Genomic DNA, 21604 nt, shown 5'->3' on the forward strand with positions numbered 1-21604 from the left:
GGCGGCTATACGCTCAAAAAATGGTATATTAGCACGTTATAACCGTAAACCTTTTCTTTAGATTTTCTAATAGTTGAGAGTGATGGTATTTGATGAAAAAGAAGGAGTTATTTAAACCTTAGACAAATCGTTTTGCTTACTGCGAGAAGAGTCGCAACTAAATTAAATATGACAGAAAATATACAACTTGAATATGACGCATTTTTACGGTCTTTTAAAAGAAATATAGATGTCCCTCACTCATTTTTATTAGGTGCTGGTGCATCCATTAGTTCGGGAATACAAACCGCTTATGATTGTATTTGGGAATGGAAAAAAGACATTTACTTATCTAAAAACATCAATTCTGCGGAGTTCTACAAAAATTATAAAAATGCATCCGTTCGGAAAAGTATTCAAAACTGGTTAGACAATCAGGGAGAATACCCCGTTCTCGATGCCGCAGAAGAATATTCCTTTTATGCTGAAAAGGCTTATCCAATACCAGATGATAGGCGCAAGTATTTCTTTAGTTTGATTGAAAATCAAGAACCATATATTGGATATAAATTACTTTGCCTTTTAGCGGAACACAATATTGTAAAATCCGTATGGACGACAAATTTCGATGGTTTAATTGTCCGTTGTGCACATCAAAATAGATTAACTCCAATTGAGATTACATTAGATAACTCTGATAGGATTTTCCGAAATCAAAGTAGCAAAGAGTTACTGACGATTGCGTTACACGGGGATTATAAATTTACAACCTTAAAGAATACAGAGAAAGAGTTAGATAATCAGAATGATACATTTAAAGACCAACTTTCAAATTATCATGTTGATAAAAACCTTATCGTAATTGGATATAGTGGCAGGGATAAATCACTGATGGATGCAATTTTGGTTGCTTTTCAAAAAAAAGGCTCTGGGCGTTTATATTGGTGTGGTTTCGGAGATAAAATCAACGAAGAAGTTTCCGATTTGATTTTAAAAATAAGACTATCAGGAAGGGAAGCCTATTATATAGCGACTGATGGCTTTGATAAAACACTTATTCATTTATCGAAATCAGCATTTGAAGGAAATGCAACCGTTGAAAAACAAATCCAAGAAGCATTAGAAACATCAAAAGATGAAGAATACCTTAAGACAGAGTTTAGTTTGAATTTTTCAAAGACAGATAAGTATATAAAAAGTAATCTGCATCCAATTACATTCCCCAAAGAAATTTTTCAATTTGAAATAGACTATAAAGATGCGAAACCCTGGAGCTTTCTGAAAGAGATAACCAGAGATACCAATATTTGTGCTGTTCCATTTAAAAGAAAGGTTTATGCTATTGGCACATTAACCGATATTGACAGGGTATTTAAAGGAAGTCTAAAATCTGAAATAAAGAGAGAACCAATATCAAAATATGATATTGAAAAAGTTTCTGCATTCAAATCTTTGATGTTGCAAGTGGTTCTCAAATATTTCTCGAATAAAGGGCAAGTTGAATCAAATTTAAAAGATAAAATATGGCTTAAAACTACTGACAGCAAGAATGGGAACGTTGATATACATAAGGCAATATATGTATCATTGTACTTCGATGATAATAGGAGTTTTGCGTACTTGACTTTTACACCAACAATACATCTTACTTCTACCGAAGAAATATCAAAACAACAAAAACTGTTACTAAGTAAAGGGGTTTTAGAAAAGCTATACAACAATAAATATGATGACTTGCTAAATTTTTGGAACGGAATTTTATTCCAAAATAATAGATTGAAGTTTGAATATCCCGAAAATTCTGGAACAGGATTTGAGTTTCAAATTTCATCACATACAGCATTTGGCGAGATAAATGTCTTAGACCCTAATTTTAGAACTTATACCCCTAACAACTATAACAAAAAGCAGACCCAATTTAAGGGCGTTCAATTCTTAGAGCCTCAATTAATTTTCAGAAATGTAGCGACAGATATTGAGTTTAAGGACTATCATCCGATGAGAGGTCTTGTCAATAACAGACCTTTTGATGTTAACCTCAATGGAGTTATTTATTCTAACGAGATTAACCTCTCAATAATCTGCGGTAAGAATTATTCAGCGAAATTCTATGGTTTCCTTTCAAAACTTCAAACCAAACATTCCACAGAAAATATCAATCCAGATTATCTTATTGATTATCCAGGATTTTCTTCTGTTTTCAATTTGCCCATCAACATACCCAATTTTGACAATAATGACAAATGGATTGACATTGATTTTAAAGCTAACAATGAAGCCGACAGTCATGAAAATGCACTAAGGCTAGCAAGGCAGATTACTTCCAAAATTGACCAGATAGCTAATACGCAAAATCAAACTACGGTAGTTGTTTTTATTCCTACTGAATGGCAGCCTTTTGAGAACTATATTTATGAGGGTGAAAGTTTTGATTTGCACGATTATATTAAAGCATTCTCTGCTTCAAGGGGTATTTCAACACAGCTTATTAGAGAGGACACATTGGAGGATAAATTGAAATGCCAAATTTATTGGTGGTTGTCATTATCGTTTTATGTTAAGTCATTGAGAACACCGTGGATTCTAAATAGCCAAGAAAAGAATACAGCTTATGCGGGTATCGGTTATAGCGTTTCTAAAATTCAAAATAAATCAGAAATAGTCATCGGGTGCAGTCACATTTACGATTCCAATGGTCAGGGTTTAAAATATAGATTATCAAAAATTGATAATTATTTTTTAGACAAGCAGAATAACCCTTATCTCTCTTTTAAAGATGCTTTTCAATTCGGAGTGTCCATTCGTGAACTATTTTATCAATCGCTTGATAAACTACCGGAAAGGGTTGTAATTCATAAAAGAACACGCTTTACAGAGGATGAAATCAATGGTATCAAAGCCAGTCTCAATAAAGCCGGGATTAAGAAAATTGATTTGATAGAAATCAATTACGAAGTTGATGCCCGTTTTGTAGCAATGAATGTCTATCAAAACAATTTACAAGTTGATAAATTCCCTATTTCAAGAGGCACTTGCATAGTAACAAATAAAGATACAGCACTTCTATGGACACATGGTATAGTCCCTTCTGTCAGACAACCTAACTACAAGTTTTATTTGGGTGGTAGAAGTATTCCTGCTCCAATCAAAATAATAAAGCATTATGGAGAATCAAACATTAATACTATTGCGACAGAAATATTAGGCTTAACTAAGATGAATTGGAACTCACTTGATTTGTATTCCAAGTTGCCGTCCACTATTGATTCTTCAAATCAGATTGCCCGAATAGGAAAATTGCTTTCTCGCTTTGAGGGGAAAACTTATGATTACAGGCTTTTTATCTGATGAACTTTTTTACGGATATATAAAATACTTAAAGAAAATTAATAATTAGATGAATGCACTCGCTCTTGTGATAGGAAATGCCAATTATACTTTAGATAAGGACAAACTCGTTAATGCTGTAAATGATGCAGAAGATTTTGGCAGCAAATTGATGAATTTGGGGTTCATCGTAAAAACGGTTACCGATTGCACCGCTGAAACGTTTGACCGTGAAATTCGAACATTTGGAACTGAATTAGAAAAGTTTGATGTAGGGCTTTTTTATTTTTCAGGACATGGATTACAAATTGATGGGAAAAATTACTTGACAGCTATTGATACTGGATTTTTTGATGATGTGTCTGCAAAACACACTTCCATACCGTTGGATTTGGTAATAGATTATATGCAAAAAGCAAAACCTATCATTAAGATACTTATTCTTGATGCTTGCAGAGATAATCCTTTACCCAGTCAATATAGAAGTGGGCAAGTACAAGGACTTGCCCCAATTCATGCTCCTAAAGGAACCATTATCGCATTTTCAACGTCACCAGGGGAAAAAGCTATGGATTATGGTGCTGGTCGAAATAGTATTTACACTGGTTCTCTACTTAATCATATCAATGACCCCAATATTCCCATTGAAGATTTCTTTAAACGAGTAAGAACTTCTGTTTTCACACTGTCAAATGGAAAACAAACAAGTTGGGAACATACTTCTTTAATTGGTAATTTCTATTTTAATTCTGGGCAGCTTGTACATTCAGTTGATTTACCTTATAAGCCGGAATACATCGCTGATGAAAACTTTCAATCAAATGGTAGCGATATTGATCTAGTAATAGAAGATTTAAAATCTCATAATTATTACACACAAAAACCAGCATTGGATAAATTAAGGTCAATTAAACCTTCATTTATGGACGAAAGTTCATTATTTCTACTTGGCAGAAATATTCTACAAACTGCGATAGGTGGTGAATTCTCGGCAATGTCCATTATAAAAAATCTCGACACTTGGTTACAGAAGTATTCTGATAAGGATAATAACAACCATGTTTTAAACGGAATACTATTTGAAATATACTTCAATTCAAAAGGGCAATTCAGACAAAAAAACTTCAAGAATGACTTGATTGAGGAAGTGTTTAAGTTACAAGCCAACAAACTTTATACGCCGGCATTTGAATTTATTGTTAAACAGCTTGCACCATTTTCCAAATATTTATTCTATTTGCCGACTGTTCCTCCAATGGCTTTACCAATAGAAGTAAAGTTTGAACCGTATGAATATAAACTGCCGTCTTGGGATAATCCTAAAATAGCACACAAACTTATATCAGTAAAGCATACGGAAATAGAGTTGCTTCAACCATATACTGATGATGATTGGAATACTACAATGGTGAGCTTTGAGCAGTTTGAAGAAAAACTATGTAAACAATTATGTGTGCCAAAAGACAGATTACGTTTGAGTATGAATGCTAAGCCCGAAGAAGTTAAAAGAGTGGATATACCATTTGATTTGGAACTTGCGAAATCTTAAATTTTTGATCATCTTTATTAAACACGTTTGATTATAATTATGGGAGCTTACACAAACTCCCCAATGTCAAAATCACTCAAATCACTTTTCCGCAAGGTGGAAGAACTGTCGTCGCTCCCAGATGAAAGTGTGCTATCCAAAAGCTCGGCAATTTTTCGGGAAGCACCTTCTATGGAATTTTCCAGCAGGCTAAATAATTCGGTTCCCTGTAATTTCTGAACTATGGCTACCGCTGTTTCCTTTTGAGCCTGTTCCAAATTCTCTTTTTGGAGCAATGCCCCTACGGAGCTTAGTTCGTCGTAGGTAACCCCTTGGGCAAAACCGTTATCGCCACCAGATATTCCGTACCTGTTCCATTCTTCTTCCTCTTCTTCCAAATCAGGCATATTGCTGAAAACTTCGTCCAGTTCTTCCTGCGGAATTTGAATGCTGACGTTTTCGTCGTATTCGATGTCTAAATTATCAGGGTTTATCTCCGGTTCCGCTAATTGGCTTTCATTGGCAGTGTTTGGCAGGGAAAGGCTTCTTACCGGCTTTGGCTGACCCATAATATCGGGCAGGTTCGGGTTAACTTTTCCCTGCGTTGGCTTTTGTTGCGACCTTTTTTGAATGACAATCTTATCCTGCAAAAGCAGGATAATGACAATAAGCAGGCAAATCACAATTACTATTTCCATATACTTAAATTTTAAAACAACGATTTGTACTTTTCTTTGAACTCTTTTGTAATTGTATTTTCATACACTTTAAAATGATGTTCAAGAATGTTATTCAGATAGGCGAACAAGGGTATTTTGTCATCGCCTATTACCTGTACAATACGGGTAAGCCGTTCGTGATGTTCAGGGCTTAGGTATATGCTTTTACTGCCTCTTTTCTGCTCAATATCCATTTGTAAAAATGTCTGCTCATAGCTGTTTTTAGCTTCATTGCTCATTACTTCAGGACTATTATTGGCTGCAACAACGTTCCTGTTTTTGTTATTTTTCTTCATTATATGATAGGTTTAAAGCGTTCGTTGAAATATTCTGTAATATCGTCGCCAAACTCCCTGAAATGATGTTCGAGAATATTGTCGATGTACGAGTAGAGGGTTGTTTTTTCATCCCTCGTTAATTGCACAATACGCAACAGCCTTTCGTGATATTCGGGACGTATGTAAACCACCTTGCCGCTTCTGCCAGAGGGAAAACGGTTGACCAAAAATGTTTCTTCATAATCAGCCTTTTTTGACGAATTGCTTCGGGCTTTTTCCCTGGCTTTGGGTTTGATTTCCTTTGGCTCTTCCTGTTGTTGATTATTCTGCGGCGGGGCAACTGGCTCATCGCCGCTTATGATGTTCATTAAATAATCTTCATCAACATTGGGCTTTTTAAAATCTTCTTTTTTGTTATCTGAACTCATAGCTTACTGATTTTATAGATGTGTGATTTTCAAAAATTCTTCTACGAACAAATCCATTTTGGTTGCCTTCATCAATTGTGGTTCGGCTGGCAGCAGGCTTGACCGGAACACATAGCTTTCGGTATCGTCCGTTTCCTTTCGGAAACGCTTGCTGTCCATTATCCTTGTTTCCATAATGGGCAGGTTGAGTGTTTTGATGACACTTTGATATGCCTCGTACAAACCTGTTTTTTCCCTGCCGTCCACCTGGTTCCAGAATAGCCACAACTCTTGTTGCTCATTGCCCTCTATAGTTTTGGGAAGTTCAAGAAAGGCTTTGGTAAAGCCCAATGTACTTTCCACTACCAAACGGTCGGCTGTAATGGGCGAAAAGATAAAATCCATCATTTTTAATGTCGTCAGTACACCTTTGGTATTGGCGGTTCCCGGCAAATCGAAAAAGATAAGATCCGGCGCAACTGCCGATTGGTTAACATATTCCACCGCCCTTTCCAAAGCATTTTCAGCCTTGCTTTTGAAAATCGGGTATGCCTTTTTATTGATGGTCTGGAATTGCTTCATCGCCGCTTTTTTGTGGTAGTCATTCTGCATCAGGGTTTTCTTATCCCTTTCCCGCATATTGGTCAGGCTATGCTGTGGAAAGTCGCAGTCCATTACCAACACGTTATATCCTAAACGGTAATGAAGCACACTTGCAAGCAAGGTGGTCATTGTTGATTTTCCCACGCCGCCTTTTTGTGTGGAGAAGCTGATTTTTAAGGTTTTCTTCTTTGTTTCCATTATTTAAAAATTTATTGTTACACGCTTTACCTGTTTTGCAGGCTTGAATATTTGTTTACTGGAATATTCCCTTGTTCCTGTATTCCTGCATTGGTTTACTGGAATATTCCTTTACCGTTTTATGCTTTCCTTACAGCCTTGTAAGGTGTATGTTTTGACAGGTTGTAAACCTTGCAGAAAACAAAAAGCTTTACCGCTTTTATGCTTTTACGCTTTTATAGTATTATACTTTTAAAACCTTATGCTTTTATGGCAAACTGCCTGTTTGCAAACCCGGTTTCTTTTCTTGTTTCCATACATTTTTTACTGCCTGCATTGAAACTGTAAGGCAAATAAAGCAGATAATTTACCTGCTGTAAGTTATGTGGCAGTGTTTGGCGTTCAAAGGCCGTGTTTGTCCGGGTATTGCATTGCAATACTCTTACATACAGGTCTTTACTTTGTATTGTGATTTTTATTAACGGATTTATGCAAAAGACTTTTGACATATCAGAGGGTAACGGGAACGGCATCAAGCCGTTTTTCCCTGTTACATTCAATCCGTCCCGCAGGGCGGATTTTTGTGTTCACCGGAACACGGCAAGTTGTGTTTTGAGCTGCTCGAAATATTCTCCGCTGCTCAAAACAACTTGCCCTTGCAGGGGGCCGGAAATCCCTTCCGAAGTCAGGGATTTTTCAGATCATGTTAAATGGATTTTATGATGGACAGTAACCACAAACCGAAAAAAAAGAGCGGAGGCCGGCATCCCAAAGATGATCCCGCCGTTTTCCGCTATTCTATATCACTGACTGCGGAAGAAAACGCTCGTTTTCTTTCCCTTTTTGAACAGTCAGGCATCCCGGTAAAGGCACACTTTGTTACCGCCTGCATCTTCCACAGAACAGTAAAGACGGTAAAGATCGACAAGGCGGCAATGGATTATTACATGCGGCTGACTGCTTTCTACGGCCAGTTCCGTTCCGTTGGCGTTAATTATAACCAGGTCGTAAAAATCCTGTACCGGCATTTCTCGGAGAAAAAGGCGGCGGCTTTCCTATTCAAACTGGAAAAACAGACGGCGGAACTGGCAGCTTTATGCCGCAAGATCATCCAGTTGACTGAAGAATTTGAAGCCCGGCACCTGCAAAAAAGCGATTCTAATGGTAGCTAAGATCGGGCACGGGGAAAACCTTTACGGCGCCTTATCTTATAACCAACTCAAGGTAGATAAGGAGAACGGACAGGTATTGTTTACCCATAAGATGATCGAAACGCCGGATGGGCAGTATTCCGTAGCACAGCTTAACCGCTCTTTTGAGCCTTACCTGGTCGCCAACCGAAAGACGGAAAAGCCGGTGCTGCATATCTCCCTGAACCCCGATCCGAAAGATAAGGTCAGCGACGAGCAGTTCATCGCTATTGCGCAACAGTACATGAAAACGATGGGCTACGGCGATCAGCCCTTTGTTGTCTTTAAGCATACCGATATAGAGCGGACCCATATCCATATCGTTTCCGTATGCGTGGATGAGCAGGGCCGAAAAATTCCGGACAAGTTCGAGAAGCGCCGCTCGATGGCCGTTTGCCGGGAGCTGGAAAAGCGCTATCACCTGACGCCGGCCACGGGGCAAAGCCGCAGCCGGGACGAGCGGCTATTTCAGCCTGTAGATTACAAGGCCGGTGATATTAAAAGCCAGATCGCTTCCGTGGTCCGACATCTGCCGGCGCATTACCGCTTCCGCAATTTCGGCGGCTATAACGCCTTGCTGTCGCAATACAATATTACCGCAGAAGAAGTAAAGGGTGAGCTGCAGGGACAGCCCAAAGCCGGGCTGATGTATTTTGCCCTGGATGAACAAGGCAGGAAGGCCGGCAATCCCTTCAAAGCCTCCCTGTTCGGCAAGGGCGCCGGCTACGAGGCGCTAGCGCAACATTACCGAAAATCTAAGGAAAGCCTGGAAGCCGACCCGGCACGGTCGCTGCTTAAAAATGCCGTAGCGGCAGCGATGCACAGGACTACCGGCGAAGCCGCATTTAAAGAGCAGTTATTACAACAAGGGATCGGCACTGTTATAAGGCGTACTGGTGAAGGGCGGGTATATGGGATCACGTTTATAGATTACAATTCCAAAACGGTCTGGAACGGTTCGCATTTGGGAAAGGAGTATGCCGCCGGGGTTTTTAATAATTGGTGGCAGCGTGGAGACAAGACCGGAGTTTCTGATGAGGCCGCACAGAAGCCGCATGTAAAGCCTGTGTGGGAACAAGGTTCGCAGCCGGCACGGCCACCGGGCCTCTTTGATTTCCTGGAAAGCCATGAACCTGCTTTTTACGGTGATCCTTCCGGCATCCTAGAAGGCCTGGGCGGCATCTTGCCCCAGGTGCAGGGAGACGACTACGAAGAGCTGGCGTTCGAGCAGGAGATCAAAAAAAAGAAGAAATTCAAGCGAGGGCGCAGCCGGTAAATGCGGCTGGTAGAACCGGCGTCATTCCTGCGCTGTATCGGCCGCCAGCTCTATACGCATGTCCGGTATATTGCTGCGCTTCAACCAGGAATGAAAGTTGTCGGGGCTGCCCGGCCTGAAATGGATCACCTCTTCATCATGTAACAGGATCGTAAACAAATCGGAAGAGCGGAGGAATTTTGCCACATCAGCGGCGGCATAATCGAATCCGGGGTAGTTATGTAGTGGCATCGTTTTTCGGATTGGCTTATCATAAAATTACCGATAGCGCCGCGAAGCTAAGGCATGCTGCTTTTATTTTCACGTTCCGCTAACGCTGCTATTATCTTCTGCCTGCCGCAAGCAGTGCATCTGCATGCATCTCCTTACTCATAGGGCCAACTAAAGCCACCCACCGCCAAAGAATACCTACTCCCTGTTACACGACGATACCGCCTGTAGATTGGCCGTTCACCAAATTTCGGTAGTCATGCAGGGAGAAGACGATTTAAGAGCACTGGCTAAGATCATGGCCTTTATGCGGGCAGTAAGCATCCTTTTGGTACTGATGCACCTGTACTGGTTCTGTTACGGTTTTTTCGTCGCCCAGGGCTGGACCCTGGATGTAGTGGAAAAAATATTGGGCAACTTCAACCGGACTGCAGGGCTGTTTTCCCATAGCATCTATACGAAAATGTTTGCGGTGGTGCTCCTGGCGCTGAGCTGCCTGGGCACCAAGGGAGTAAAAAGCGAAAAGATCACCTGGCCGAAGATCTGTACCGCCCTGGCTATCGGCCTTGTCCTGTTCTTTGGTAACACGCCGCTACTGAAGCTGTCCCCGGAGATCGGGGCCTTTACTTATATGGTGACAATGGGTTTGGGATATATCGCCCTGCTGATGGCTGGTGTCTGGATACGCCGCCTGTTGCGCACCAACCTGATGGACGATGTGTTCAACAGCGAGAACGAGAGTTTCCAACAGGAGACCCGGCTGATGCAGAACGAATATTCCGTTAACCTGCCTTCCAGGTTTTACTATAAAGGAAAATGGAACAACGGCTGGATTAATGTGGTCAACCCCTTTCGGGCTGCCATTGTTTTGGGTACGCCAGGTTCCGGTAAGAGCTATGCCATTATCAATAACTATATCCGGCAGCATATCGAAAAGGGTTTCGCACTTTATATCTACGATTTCAAATTCGACGACCTTTCTACAATTGCCTACAACCACCTGCTCAAACATGCGGATAGGTACAAGGTAAAGCCGAAATTCTATGTGATCAATTTCGATGATCCGCGCCGGAGCCACCGCTGCAACCCGATCAACCCCGCCTTCATGACCGATATATCGGATGCCTATGAATCCGCCTATACGATCATGCTCAATCTTAACAGAAGCTGGATAACCAAGCAAGGGGATTTCTTCGTGGAATCACCAATTATCCTGCTGGCCGCTATCATCTGGTTCCTGAAGATCTTTCAGGGCGGCCGGTATTGCACGTTTCCTCATGCCATCGAACTGCTCAATAAAAAGTATGCGGACGTATTTACCATCCTGACCTCTTACCCGGAGCTGGAAAATTATCTGTCTCCTTTTATGGATGCCTGGCAGGGCGGCGCCCAGGACCAGTTGCAGGGACAGATCGCTTCGGCCAAGATACCCTTGTCCCGTATGATCTCCCCGCAGCTTTATTGGGTAATGACCGGCGATGATTTTTCGCTTGACATAAACAATCCAAAAGAGCCAAAGATTTTATGTGTGGGTAATAACCCCGACCGGCAGAATATCTATTCCGCCGCTTTAGGCTTGTATAATTCCCGGATCGTAAAGCTGATCAACAAAAAAGGGCAGTTAAAAAGTTCGGTGATCATTGACGAGCTGCCTACGATTTATTTCCGGGGGTTGGATAACCTAATCGCCACCGCCAGGAGTAACAAGGTAGCAGTTTGTTTGGGTTTCCAGGACTTTTCACAGCTTACCCGCGATTACGGGGACAAAGAAAGCAGGGTAATACAAAACACTGTCGGCAACATCTTCAGCGGCCAGGTAGTCGGAGAAACTGCCGAAAACCTGTCCAAACGTTTCGGGAAGGTATTACAGAAGCGACAAAGCCTGACCATTAACCGTAACGATAAGTCCACCTCCATATCCACGCAGATGGACACGTTAATCCCGGCATCGAAAATTTCTACGCTCACCCAGGGCATGTTTGTTGGCGCGGTCTCTGATAATTTCGACGAACGCATCGAGCAAAAGATCTTCCATGCGGAGATCGTGGTGGACAATGACAAGGTAGCCGCCGAGACCAAAGCCTACCAGAAAATACCTCCTATTTTATCATTTAGTGACGAGCGGGGAGCCGACAACATGAAAGAAGAGATAGAGGCAAATTATCGGCAGGTAAAACAGGACGTGGTAGCCATTATCCTAGGGGAAATGGAGAGGATCAAAAATGATCCTGATCTGCAGCATTTGATAAACTAAAAGTGAATTGAAATTGGGCCTTGCTCCGCATTACTGCAAATACTTTGTTACCTGCTGTACTTTTTAGTCAGGTCTTTCTCCAAATTATTAAAAACGTAGTCGTGCTCCTGTTTAATCCCTAATCTTTCCATTGGTTCCCAATAAAACCTCGGTGTCAACACTGAAGTATAGGTCGTTACTCTTGTAAGTTTACAACTATTATTTCCGGTTGGTTCAAAATAGTAGATTGCTTCCTTAAACCCTAACCATTTTCTTCCGATTAAGTTGTAGTCGATAACATCCATTTTTAAAACTTTGCCTCGTTCTAATTGTGTAACTCTTTCGGTGATTGTCCCACCACCAAAGTCAGCATTACTTAGTCGTCCGCCTTTAAAATAGCAAGTTCTCAATGCCCCAACTTCTTCTTTTTCCAAAATACATTTGGTCGGAATAGGCAAGTCAAGTTTTAGTAAAAATGGCATTTCTGCGTCAAGTGTGTCAACGGATTTTATTGCATCATAAACTTCGTCCGGTGTATAGTTGAATATCTTTTCTGTACGAACATCAATTATTGTCTCCTTTTCCTTTTTAATAAAGTGCTCCGTTGGTGCAGCAACTAAAAAGGGAATTAAAGGTAACAACAAAGCAGAAAGTCTATTAGTTTCTTTGATAAGTCTATACCGTTTTACAAGCCTTGCAATAACATACCCCAAAAAGATAAATGGAACAACTAAACCAATTGCCATCACAATACAGATCACCCCTGAAAGTCCTGGAATGTAAATCGCAATGAGTAATAGAATTGTCGTAATAATTGCTCCCAATAGGGCGTATTTTCTAACTTTCATCGTCCCTATTGCAACACCCAAAACTACAGGTAGAAGCCCAAATAAAACCCAACTGTAATCTACCAGTCCAAAAAATAAAAAGGCAATTCCTGTTCCGACAAAAATTATTGTCAGTATTATGGAGAGTTGAAAACTTTTATCTTTAAGTATTGCGTTCATAGTTTATGGTATCGCTGTAATGGTAGGTAACGTGAAGCATTGGATATGTGGTAGTATTCTGTGTTCCGACTGCCCGGCGCCGCAGCTAATTATAGATATAAAAGGTCATTGTTATTCCGTCAGCCAGCCTTGCGACAGACGTTTTATTGTAAGCACCCCCTTTTTTGTCTAATTTGTCGTCTCGTTATTGAAGAGAGTTGCCTTGATTTCTGTCCAAAAAAGTTTTGGTGTGTCATACTTCATTTTTGATGTTTTCACATGAATGTACTTATGAAAAGAAAGCGATTTGTCAATAGGATTTGTTCCTTTAGACAAAAATGCTTGATAGTCGTTTAGGACGTGATTTATCGTCAATTTTCTTTCAATAAAAAGGTCTTGAAATTTGATCAAAGAATCTAAATCAATCATTGTTAATTTTCGAATGTTTAATTTAAAATCTTCGAGGTTCTTACCCTTTAAGATAGAGCCAAACTTTGGTGCTACTATTGAATAGATAACTGGTAGATTAAAAGTGAAATCTGTTGTTACTAAAATTGGATAAATTATGTATTTGGGGATGTCTTTCCCTAAAATGGTTTCATATCTACCTTTAGTAATATCCTCAACAAAATTCACGAGTTGTGTTACTCCTTTTGGTCGCCCACCTTCATTCTTTACAAGTTTTTTATCAAGTTCAGCTATAATTTTATCAATGTCAAAAGTGTATTTAACTGGTCCACTAAAAATTGCATTTTTAAACTCAAAAACATAAATTTTTGAATTATCAACAATTAGATAGTCAGGTGTGCCAACGCCAAATTTATTTTTGAGTTCATCTCCTGTAAAATGTTTGTAATCCTTTTGGCGAAATACATATTGCATTACCTTAAAGAATAAACCCGGCTCGATAAATTCATCTCCAAATATTCCGAAAAATTGAGGCTTGGTTGTAATGGCTTTTTCATTGTATGTCAAACCAGACTTAATTAAAATGTCGGCAAAATCAAAAATAATGCTCTGATAAATTTTATCAATTAGAAAGTTGATACTTAAAAATAGCAACTCTGTATCTGAATTTTTGTAGAGTGGCGTTTCTCTTAAAGTAAGAAAATCCAGAACAGGATTAAAATTATCGGTGTTCACACAAAATGTTTCCAATGAAGCGAAAACATCTTTGTTTTCTTTGCTAAATTCAAGCACTGTTTTCAAGCTATCCTTTTGCAAAAGAGTTACATAGGCGCTCACTAAGTTAAACAGATAGTCGTTCCAATTTTTCAATCCTCGTGCAGCAAGAAAAGCTTTGAGATAACCTTTAAATAATTCATTGCTTTCACAAAACTTAAAAAAATAAACAGCTTTCAAAAATTGCATACGAAAGTCCTTAAACTCAAAGATTTCAGAATAGGGAAGTAGCATTACTAATCCCATATATGCTACCGAAATATCTCTGTACTTAATCGCTCCAGCTTCTTGCTCCTTAGTCCACTTTGCCGAATAGTATAGGTATGCTTTAAATAAATTTTCTTCTTGCTCAGGGCTTAAATCTTCTATTTCTGGCAATTCATTTTTGTTTTCTAAAAGACTTTCAATTAAGTAGAGAGAAGTTACATTATTGATGAAATTAAAATTTGATTGTTGTTTTGCATTGAATTTATCGATTACACTTTTAATTTTTTGGATTGTTTGTTTATCAAATCTTCTACACCAATCACTAATTGCTGTTAATTGAAATTTCGGATTTTTTTCTTGAGTATGAATTTGTCCTGTATAATGACAAACCAAGGTTAAAGCCATTTTAGTCGGAATGTCTTTAAGAAGGTCTTTTACATCAACTGTTGCATAGTCAGAATAAATGTCGTCATAAGCAATATTAACAGAGTACTCAATTGGCATAATTTGTAATTAATTGTAAGCGTGAATTTGTCAAGGCTCGAATTACTTGAGTGCTTGCGTTAGGGCTGGGAACAACGTTTTGCAGCTTTCCGAAGGCGGTGTCTTCGGAGTACCATCTGTCAAGCTACGATCAATGTTTATTCGGAGCCGAAAAGTTTCTGCCACCACGAACACCCCGCTTTTGACAAGGTGCTGTTAGTGGCTGGGCTTTCTTCTCGGTTCGCGTTATATTCAAGTCTCTGTCTAATGAAGTCGTTTAATAACTTCTGTTCTTCAGGGTCAGTCGACTTTGATTTTAGTTCGTCAAAATAGTTCAACAGTTCCTTTGCTTTTTGTTTTGAAATTGTCAGTCTGCCCGAACTAATTCCCGTGTCCATTGAGTGTGAAGCACCTCGAATATAGTCAAGCAAATATTTTGACCCACCACGCTTTAAAAGTTCGTCTGCGAATAAGTGAAAACTGTTGTAAACACCAAATGTCAATGGAGAAGTTTTACCAGTCTCACAGTAAAGGTCACGAATGAGGTCTAGACTTACCGTGTCAATCTGAGGAACTACAAACTCACAAACTTGCATACGAAAGTCATAATTGTCGTCCATAAATTCTTGTCCGTACTTGCCGTTCCACATGAGTTTAATACGGTTAAAGTCGGCCATTGTGTAATCGTCAATATATGTCTGCAATTCTTGATTTGTCATTTTGTTACGGTGTTCTCATTGCCCTGACACTAACCCGTAAATATACGTAAGTCCTATTTTTTACACAAAAAAATAATCGTGCATATAAGATATTAATCAACAGATCGTTACCTAAGCATAGCAATTACCACTTCGGCTACTCAATTTTGGCAGATAGTATTCTATAATATAAAATACGCATCGCCATGATCATAATGACTTACATTTCTCACACGGAGAAGGTATTAACGATAACTTTGATCGGCAACTAATCACATAGCTTTCAGGCCCGTCGAAGTTTTTTTCTCGACATCATCGACAATGGTTTCCTGCTCCGTCGGCTTTGGTTGCTCTTCCGATGCGAGCGACAACTGCATTTTCCGGTCCAGAGCCGCCAGTTCGGTCCTCAAATCGGTGAGTACTTTTTCCTTCGGCCATACACCGTTCAAAACTTCCAGCAGGACAGGGATGTCCTTTTTCGTAGTGGCAATTCGGTTTTGCTCATACTCAATCAGCTTCGGGAGCTTTTCCAACGCATTGAGAAAATTCTCACTCGCCAGTTTCGGATTGGCAGCCATCTGCCCGTTATTGAAGCTGTATTTGATCCCGCCCTCACCCTGAACAAAGAAGCGATTCTCTTTAACGTCCGCACCTTCCTTCAGGGAGATTTCCGTTTTTACCAGTAGGGTAAACCCATATAAGCTGCCGATCTCCTCATATTTACCACCGGTACGCGCCTTTTTGGACAGCTCATTCAATTTAGCGCCGATCTGCTTCACATCCGCGCCCGGCGGCAAACTGGCAAGTTCTACCGGGTTCAACACGGTACCATCGTTTGCTTTCTGCAAGCGCTTTTGAAGGTTACTATAGTCCAGTTCCATACGCTCCAGGCGTGAAGAAGCCGCTTCCACCGTGGCCGTCGCATCCTCCAGCTTGTTGCGGGCGCTGTATTTGGCCCGGTTAAATGCCTGCCGTTCACTTTCCAGCGCGGCAACCTGCTTTTCGAGCTTGGCTATTTCCAACAGGGCGGTATTACCGGAGAGGATGGCTACATATTCCTGGAAGCCCATACCGGATTTTTCATCCATGCTGCCCTCGTCTATAGTACGTCTGCCCAGGGTATTGGATTTTAGCTGGTCAATAAAGAGCTGCTTACTATAGAGCAGGTTAAACTTGTAGCTGTCCAGCGACCTTTCGACAGCATAAATAATCACATCCACTTTATTGTCCGCAAAGAATTTGGCGATCTCATTGCCTTTGCGGATAGCCCTTCCATCGCGCTGGGCCAGGTCGCTCGGACGCCAGGGGGTATCCAGATGATGAATGGCAACAGCCCGTTTCTGTGCATTCACTCCCGTTCCCAGCATACTGGTAGAACCGAACAGCACCCGTATGCGCCCTTCGTTCATGCCATCAATCAAGTCTTTGCGCTGCTTATCATTTTTGGCTTCCTGGATGAAGCGTACCTCATGGGCTGGAATGCCGTGGTCCTCCACCAGCTTGCGCTTGATCTCGGAATAAACGTTCCACTTCCCGGGTTTGTAGGTACCCAGGTCGGAGAAAACAAACTGTGTTCCTTTTTGCGCCTGGAATTGTTTATAGTATTTGGCAATGTTAGCGGCGCAATGAGAAGCCTTGTTGTCCGGGTGGTCTTCGTACTTCGCGCTGACCATCCGCATGTCCAGGGCCGCCTTACGAGCGTAGTCTGTCGCAATAAGCATTTTCCAGTCCTTCTCACGTTCCGACAATGGCGGCATGCCAATTAGTGTTGCATCGCCCGTCTTGGCAAACTCCATCAGCTTTTGGAAAAAGTCGGCCTGCTGCGGGAAGGGGGGAATATGATGAAATATCTCGTTCTTGTCCGGCCGGTCAATGCCTATACCCTTCGCTGTCCGGTAATCGGTGATCTCCGCGTAGAACTGCGCCAGCTCCGGTACTTTGATAAAATACCGGAAACGTTCTTTCTGCACGATATTATTGGCTACCGAAAATTCATATTCGGTAGTTTTGCGGGTATAGATCGCCGCCCAGGCATCAAAGCAGCGGATACCCTGCTTTTCCAGCGCCTTTGGCCGCAGGTATTTGAAGAGTAGGTACAGCTCCGTCAGCGAGTTACTGATCGTCGTTCCGGAAAGAAAAGTAGCTCCCATGTCCTTACCGCTACGCTCCTGGATGGTACGGATGGCAAAGAGCAGGTTAAGCGCCTTCTGGCTGCCGGCCGTATTACCCAGCCCGGCCACCCGCTCGTGCCTGGTGTTGAACATCAGGTTCTTGAACTGGTGGCTTTCATCTACCAGCAGGTGGTCGATGCCCATCATCTTGAAATCGACTACATCATCCTTTCGGTTGTCTATATCATACTGGATGGTTTTCAGCTTGGCGTCCAGGTTCTGTTTGCGCTTGATAACCCCTTTGAGCATGGCCCGGGAGACTTCCTTCCCCTGGCTTTTAAGCACTTCCAGGTTTTCCTCCACGCTGTCCATCTCTGTTTGCAGTATGTCCCGCTGCATTTCGGGGGATTGAGGGATCATCCCGAACTGGTCATGCGTCAGGATGATGCAATCCCAATCATTGTTCTTGATGTTACCGAAAATGCGCTGGCGTTTCTTAGGGGTAAAATCTTCCTTGCCGGGATAGAGTATCCGGGCATGCGGGTAGGCCGTTCGGTACGTCTCCGCGATCTCATGCACATTGGATTTCAGGCCAATGATCATGGGTTTATGGGCCAGCCCCAGACGTTTCATTTCCTGGGCGGCGGTACACATGATCAGTGTCTTTCCGGCGCCTACTTCGTGGTCACAGATAGCCCCTCCGTCCAGCTTGATCATCCAGACGGCATCCTTCTGGCTGGGGTATAGGTCTTCAATGCCCAGCGCCTTCCGGTCCAGCCCCGGGAAATCCTGGTGGCTGCCGTCATACTGCGGCCGGACAAAACAGTTGAACGTATCGTTATATTGGTCGGTTAGCCGTTTTTTAAATTCGTCGCTTTGTCCGTGCAACCAATCCGTAAAGGCGTTACGGATCTCGTCGATCTTCGTATTGGCCATCTGTATGGCCTCCACATCCCGCACCTTTATTTCCTTATCACCGACAGTAACGGTTTTGGTAATGTCAGGTGTGGTATTGAGCAAAGCATGCTTGAGCAGAGCAAGGCCGTCATAGCTGCGGTGCTCGGATTGGATGGCAAATTTTTCGGTGATGCGGATGTTCTTGCTGTCACTGTAGATCGAAAAGTCATCGGTATGTTCACTGTAGTGGATACGGACATCCTGGTCGAACAGGTGGGAGGCAAAGCGCTTGTAGATACCTGTGGGTATCCAGCGCTCCCCGAAATTGAAGTCCAGCTCTTCAAATGTAATGCGCCTGGGCCTCGCGTTCTGTAGGGCGGCAAGACTTTCCGCCGCTTCCCTGTCATCAGGATAGACGGAAACATAGGCATCCACTTTACGGGCCTTTTCCACCACGTTACCCGAAACCCACACTTCGGCAATCTCATATTGCCGGTCCAGAGGATTATAATAGATACGGCCTTGTAAAGCTGTTTTCAGTTCCTCGGGGGAAAGGCTGCTGATACCGGACATATATTCCAGATCCACGTTACCGTACCGGTTAAGCGAAGCCGCCAATGCTTCTTCAGGATCATCGGTGATCAGCGTAACGGTAGAGAAACTGACCGGCTTCTGAAAAATATCGGCTTTGTGTACTACGCCGCCCACTACGCGCTCCAGGTAAGGAATTTCTTTACCTGCGGTATCGGTTTTAATGAGCTTGATATTCTCGGCGCTGTTCAGGTGGCCATAGCGTTTGGTAAAGGCGTCATATAGCCGGTTCAGTTGCTCTCTTTCTGCATGGTGCTCCCTTTGCAGCTCTGCTTCCCCACGGTACAATTGCTCATAGGCATCCCGGATAGCGATATAAGCCTCCGCCCTCGTTTTTTGCCCCGCAGGAAGGTCCAGCGGGTGGAACATGGCCTGCTGCTCTTCGGTATCTACCTGTTTGAGATAGCCGACCAACCCTTTGTCTGTTACCAGGCAATCCTCCCGGTGGAAGGATTGAAGGTTGCCGGCGAACTTAGCCGGTTCGGGGCGTACAGGGGCAGCCGGAGCCGGTGCTGGCTGTTCATTAAGGGTGGAGAACAGGTCGGCGGCGGGCCTACCGGTCAGCGCGGCCTTCCTGTCCTGAGCCGGACGGGATGCGGCCGAATGCATTTCGGTTTGTTGCCCGGCGCTGCTGAACAAGTCCGGTTGCCTGGTGACCCTGCGTTTTCTGCCGGAGCTGTATGGTTTTGCTGCCCTGGCTTTGCTCACCGGGGGCGTTACAACCTGTGTCTGCCGCTCAAACAGGTCAAAGAGGCTGAGCTGAGTTTGTTCCGCAGGAGTATCTACATTTTCGGGAAGGAGTGATTTTTTTAAAGGCTCCTGCGCGGTGCCTGCCGGCTGCTGTACGGGTGGCGGTGCTGGCAGCACCGGCGAAGAAATGACGGGTATATCCGATACCTCATTGTGCGGACTAAGATATAACGCGGTATCCAGCCTGGCAGTAAAATCGGACTGCAGCATTTGCCGAAGATCACGGGCAATGCCTGCAACGCCACCTTCGTGCTCATATATCCAGGCAGGTTTACCGTACATATCTGTGTCCCGGTGCAGGGAGGTATGCACGATCCGGTCCAGGTGCTCAAAAAGGCCGTTACAGGGTATATTTTCCGATAAATTAAACGTCCGGCAAAAGTGTTCCTCCTTCTCCGACAGCCCTTGCTTGCTGCTGTTCTTTTGAAGAACAATTAAGTCGGTACCCACCTCCGTTCCGGCATAGTCCACAAAAAGATCGTTGGGCAGGCGGACAGCAGAAACAAGATTATTGTCCTGCATCAGCGCCCTGCGTATGGGTTCATTCTTCGGGCTGTTGAGTAGTCCCTGTGATGTAATAAAAGCCAGGATGCCGCCATCGCGCAGCATATCGGCCCCTTTGAGGAAGAAATAATTGTGTATGCTCCTGGCCGCCTGTACCCGTGCCGCATCGCGGCTCCTGGAAAAAGAAAGGTCGAAAACGGATAGATCCCCGAAAGGGATATTGCTGGCAGCCACATCATAACTGCCTTTTTCCGCTTCCGGTATTTCTTCAAAGCCCTTTACCCGGATATGCTGATCCGGGTACAACTGCCGGAGTATCTTGCCGGTCAGCAATTCTTTTTCGTAGGCCGTAGTCCGGGCAGTAAGGTGGCCCGTGTTGTTAAGCGATTGTATAAAAGCACCGATACCGGCAGAAGGCTCCAGGAAGTTTTTAATACCGATACCATGCTCCTGCAAGGCACCGAACAGGGTGTCCGTTATCGCCGGTGGCGTATAGAAGGCCGTGAGCACGGAACTGCGCAGGCTGTCCACGTAACGGCGGTACTGTTTTTCATCGACACTATGATCGCGTAGAAGCTGGTGGAGTTCGTGCGTCTGGGAAAAGAATTCCTGTTCGGACTTGGCCCACTGCTTGATAGCATCGGGACTATCCACGGGGTTCAGTACGAATTTGAGCCCCCCGAACCCGCTGTACTGCGACAGGATCGCTTTTTCCCCGGCTGTAGCACCCCGGTTCTCCTTTTCCAGTTGAAAGGTCAGGCGCAGGGCGTTGGTATTGGCCTGGAGCTGCCGGCGCTTATTGTAGGCCATTATCTTCGATCCAGATTTGGATGGCGCCGGTCAGCTCGGTATAAAGCAGCTCATACTCCGGGCCATCGGCAAAATCATCTGTCAGCCTGTAGCCGTCGAATACCGGGGCGCATACCGGCAGCATTTTCAGGGCAAAGAGCCGCAGTTCTTCGTCGGCCATCAGTGTATCGAACTCGTTACACACAACCTGGAATACGGTATCGAAGCGGGAGAAATGAAGCTTTTCAAAAAGGATATAATTGGCAATATGCTCGCATTCTTCCACCGGGTTGCCCGCCAGGAAGGCGCCTTCGTAAGCGTTGGCCGCCCACTGAGAGCGCTGTTCAATAAACGCCCTGTCCCCGGCCAGATCGGGAAAGCTGGTATCCAGCAGTTCCTGCAATCTTATTTTGAAATAGGAAAGGTCTTTTTGTGGCTTGCTCATAAATAGTCGTGTTTACGTTTTGTAGTTATTGGGT

Annotated in this window: 15 protein-coding genes; 5 read left to right on the forward strand and 10 right to left on the reverse strand. The window is 43.1% G+C overall.

From position 1 onward, the window contains the following. Nucleotides 1–168: 168 nt before the first annotated feature. Together COR50_RS18255 and COR50_RS18260 are read left to right on the forward strand one after the other, a co-directional pair. Nucleotides 169–3327 carry an SIR2 family protein gene (locus COR50_RS18255; RefSeq protein WP_098195322.1) on the forward strand — a complete coding sequence of 1053 codons (3159 nt, stop codon included), beginning with the start codon at nucleotides 169–171 and terminating at the stop codon, nucleotides 3325–3327. A 49-nt stretch (nucleotides 3328–3376) separates the two neighbouring features. After that, nucleotides 3377–4855 (forward strand): caspase family protein, encoded by a 1479-nt coding sequence (locus COR50_RS18260; RefSeq protein WP_098195323.1) that lies wholly within the window; start codon nucleotides 3377–3379, stop codon nucleotides 4853–4855. Nucleotides 4856–4902: 47 nt separating this feature from the next. On the opposite strand, the gene COR50_RS18265 is transcribed toward COR50_RS18260, so the two are convergent. From COR50_RS18265 to COR50_RS18280, 4 genes are read right to left on the reverse strand one after another with little or no spacing between them, the layout of a single operon-like run. Further along, nucleotides 4903–5532 (reverse strand): conjugal transfer protein TraD, encoded by a 630-nt coding sequence (locus COR50_RS18265; RefSeq protein WP_098195324.1) that lies wholly within the window; start codon nucleotides 5530–5532, stop codon nucleotides 4903–4905. Between the two features lie 11 nt (nucleotides 5533–5543). Beyond that, nucleotides 5544–5849 carry a DUF3408 domain-containing protein gene (locus COR50_RS18270; protein ID WP_098195325.1) on the reverse strand — a complete coding sequence of 102 codons (306 nt, stop codon included), beginning with the start codon at nucleotides 5847–5849 and terminating at the stop codon, nucleotides 5544–5546. Then, entirely contained in the window at nucleotides 5849–6259 is a 411-nt protein-coding gene (locus COR50_RS18275; protein WP_098195326.1) for a DUF3408 domain-containing protein, read from the reverse strand. The genes COR50_RS18270 and COR50_RS18275 overlap by 1 nt, the downstream gene beginning before the upstream one ends. A gap of 12 nt (nucleotides 6260–6271) precedes the next feature. After that, nucleotides 6272–7039 carry a ParA family protein gene (locus COR50_RS18280; protein ID WP_098195327.1) on the reverse strand — a complete coding sequence of 256 codons (768 nt, stop codon included), beginning with the start codon at nucleotides 7037–7039 and terminating at the stop codon, nucleotides 6272–6274. Nucleotides 7040–7737: 698 nt separating this feature from the next. On the opposite strand from COR50_RS18280, the gene mobA reads away from it, so the two are divergent. Together mobA and mobB are read left to right on the forward strand one after the other, a co-directional pair. Further along, a complete protein-coding gene (mobA, locus tag COR50_RS18290; RefSeq protein WP_449384849.1) occupies nucleotides 7738–8190 on the forward strand; it encodes a conjugal transfer protein MobA in 453 nt (150 codons plus the stop codon). Continuing rightward, a complete protein-coding gene (gene mobB, locus COR50_RS18295; protein ID WP_098195330.1) occupies nucleotides 8180–9484 on the forward strand; it encodes a conjugal transfer protein MobB in 1305 nt (434 codons plus the stop codon). Before mobA ends, mobB begins: the two co-directional genes overlap by 11 nt. A gap of 21 nt (nucleotides 9485–9505) precedes the next feature. Here mobB and COR50_RS18300 read toward each other — a convergent pair whose 3' ends face one another. After that, nucleotides 9506–9715 carry a hypothetical protein gene (locus tag COR50_RS18300; RefSeq protein ID WP_098195331.1) on the reverse strand — a complete coding sequence of 70 codons (210 nt, stop codon included), beginning with the start codon at nucleotides 9713–9715 and terminating at the stop codon, nucleotides 9506–9508. Between the two features lie 238 nt (nucleotides 9716–9953). On the opposite strand from COR50_RS18300, the gene mobC reads away from it, so the two are divergent. Next, the gene (gene mobC, locus COR50_RS18305) at nucleotides 9954–11948 is read left to right on the forward strand and encodes a conjugal transfer protein MobC (protein ID WP_098195332.1); all 1995 of its coding nucleotides are present in this window, start codon (nucleotides 9954–9956) and stop codon (nucleotides 11946–11948) included. Between the two features lie 47 nt (nucleotides 11949–11995). Here the strand turns inward: mobC and COR50_RS18310 are convergent, their stop codons facing one another. From COR50_RS18310 to COR50_RS18330, 5 genes are all read right to left on the reverse strand, one after another. Further along, on the reverse strand, nucleotides 11996–12934 hold the full coding sequence (locus COR50_RS18310) for a polyketide cyclase (protein WP_098195333.1): 939 nt from the start codon (nucleotides 12932–12934) through the stop codon (nucleotides 11996–11998). A 168-nt stretch (nucleotides 12935–13102) separates the two neighbouring features. Continuing rightward, on the reverse strand, nucleotides 13103–14806 hold the full coding sequence (locus COR50_RS18315; RefSeq protein ID WP_098195334.1) for a hypothetical protein: 1704 nt from the start codon (nucleotides 14804–14806) through the stop codon (nucleotides 13103–13105). A 137-nt stretch (nucleotides 14807–14943) separates the two neighbouring features. Further along, nucleotides 14944–15504 carry a hypothetical protein gene (locus tag COR50_RS18320; protein WP_098195335.1) on the reverse strand — a complete coding sequence of 187 codons (561 nt, stop codon included), beginning with the start codon at nucleotides 15502–15504 and terminating at the stop codon, nucleotides 14944–14946. A 251-nt stretch (nucleotides 15505–15755) separates the two neighbouring features. Next, nucleotides 15756–21146, reverse strand: a complete 5391-nt coding sequence (locus COR50_RS18325; RefSeq protein ID WP_098195336.1) for a helicase-related protein — start codon at nucleotides 21144–21146, stop codon at nucleotides 15756–15758. Further along, nucleotides 21133–21570, reverse strand: coding sequence for a DUF1896 domain-containing protein (locus COR50_RS18330; protein ID WP_098195337.1), 438 nt, complete (start codon nucleotides 21568–21570; stop codon nucleotides 21133–21135). Before COR50_RS18330 ends, COR50_RS18325 begins: the two co-directional genes overlap by 14 nt. Nucleotides 21571–21604 lie beyond the last annotated feature (34 nt).

This window comes from Chitinophaga caeni (genome assembly GCF_002557795.1).
Classification (GTDB): Bacteria; Bacteroidota; Bacteroidia; order Chitinophagales; family Chitinophagaceae; genus Chitinophaga; species Chitinophaga caeni.

Coding starts and splice junctions, on each gene's coding strand:
- COR50_RS18255 (WP_098195322.1), top strand. CDS start 169: ATGACAGAAAATATACAACTTGAATATGACGCATTTTTACGGTCTTTT.
- COR50_RS18260 (WP_098195323.1), top strand. CDS start 3,377: ATGAATGCACTCGCTCTTGTGATAGGAAATGCCAATTATACTTTAGAT.
- COR50_RS18265 (WP_098195324.1), bottom strand. CDS start 5,532: ATGGAAATAGTAATTGTGATTTGCCTGCTTATTGTCATTATCCTGCTT.
- COR50_RS18270 (WP_098195325.1), bottom strand. CDS start 5,849: ATGAAGAAAAATAACAAAAACAGGAACGTTGTTGCAGCCAATAATAGT.
- COR50_RS18275 (WP_098195326.1), bottom strand. CDS start 6,259: ATGAGTTCAGATAACAAAAAAGAAGATTTTAAAAAGCCCAATGTTGAT.
- COR50_RS18280 (WP_098195327.1), bottom strand. CDS start 7,039: ATGGAAACAAAGAAGAAAACCTTAAAAATCAGCTTCTCCACACAAAAA.
- mobA (WP_449384849.1), top strand. CDS start 7,738: ATGATGGACAGTAACCACAAACCGAAAAAAAAGAGCGGAGGCCGGCAT.
- mobB (WP_098195330.1), top strand. CDS start 8,180: ATGGTAGCTAAGATCGGGCACGGGGAAAACCTTTACGGCGCCTTATCT.
- COR50_RS18300 (WP_098195331.1), bottom strand. CDS start 9,715: ATGCCACTACATAACTACCCCGGATTCGATTATGCCGCCGCTGATGTG.
- mobC (WP_098195332.1), top strand. CDS start 9,954: ATGCAGGGAGAAGACGATTTAAGAGCACTGGCTAAGATCATGGCCTTT.
- COR50_RS18310 (WP_098195333.1), bottom strand. CDS start 12,934: ATGAACGCAATACTTAAAGATAAAAGTTTTCAACTCTCCATAATACTG.
- COR50_RS18315 (WP_098195334.1), bottom strand. CDS start 14,806: ATGCCAATTGAGTACTCTGTTAATATTGCTTATGACGACATTTATTCT.
- COR50_RS18320 (WP_098195335.1), bottom strand. CDS start 15,504: ATGACAAATCAAGAATTGCAGACATATATTGACGATTACACAATGGCC.
- COR50_RS18325 (WP_098195336.1), bottom strand. CDS start 21,146: ATGGCCTACAATAAGCGCCGGCAGCTCCAGGCCAATACCAACGCCCTG.
- COR50_RS18330 (WP_098195337.1), bottom strand. CDS start 21,570: ATGAGCAAGCCACAAAAAGACCTTTCCTATTTCAAAATAAGATTGCAG.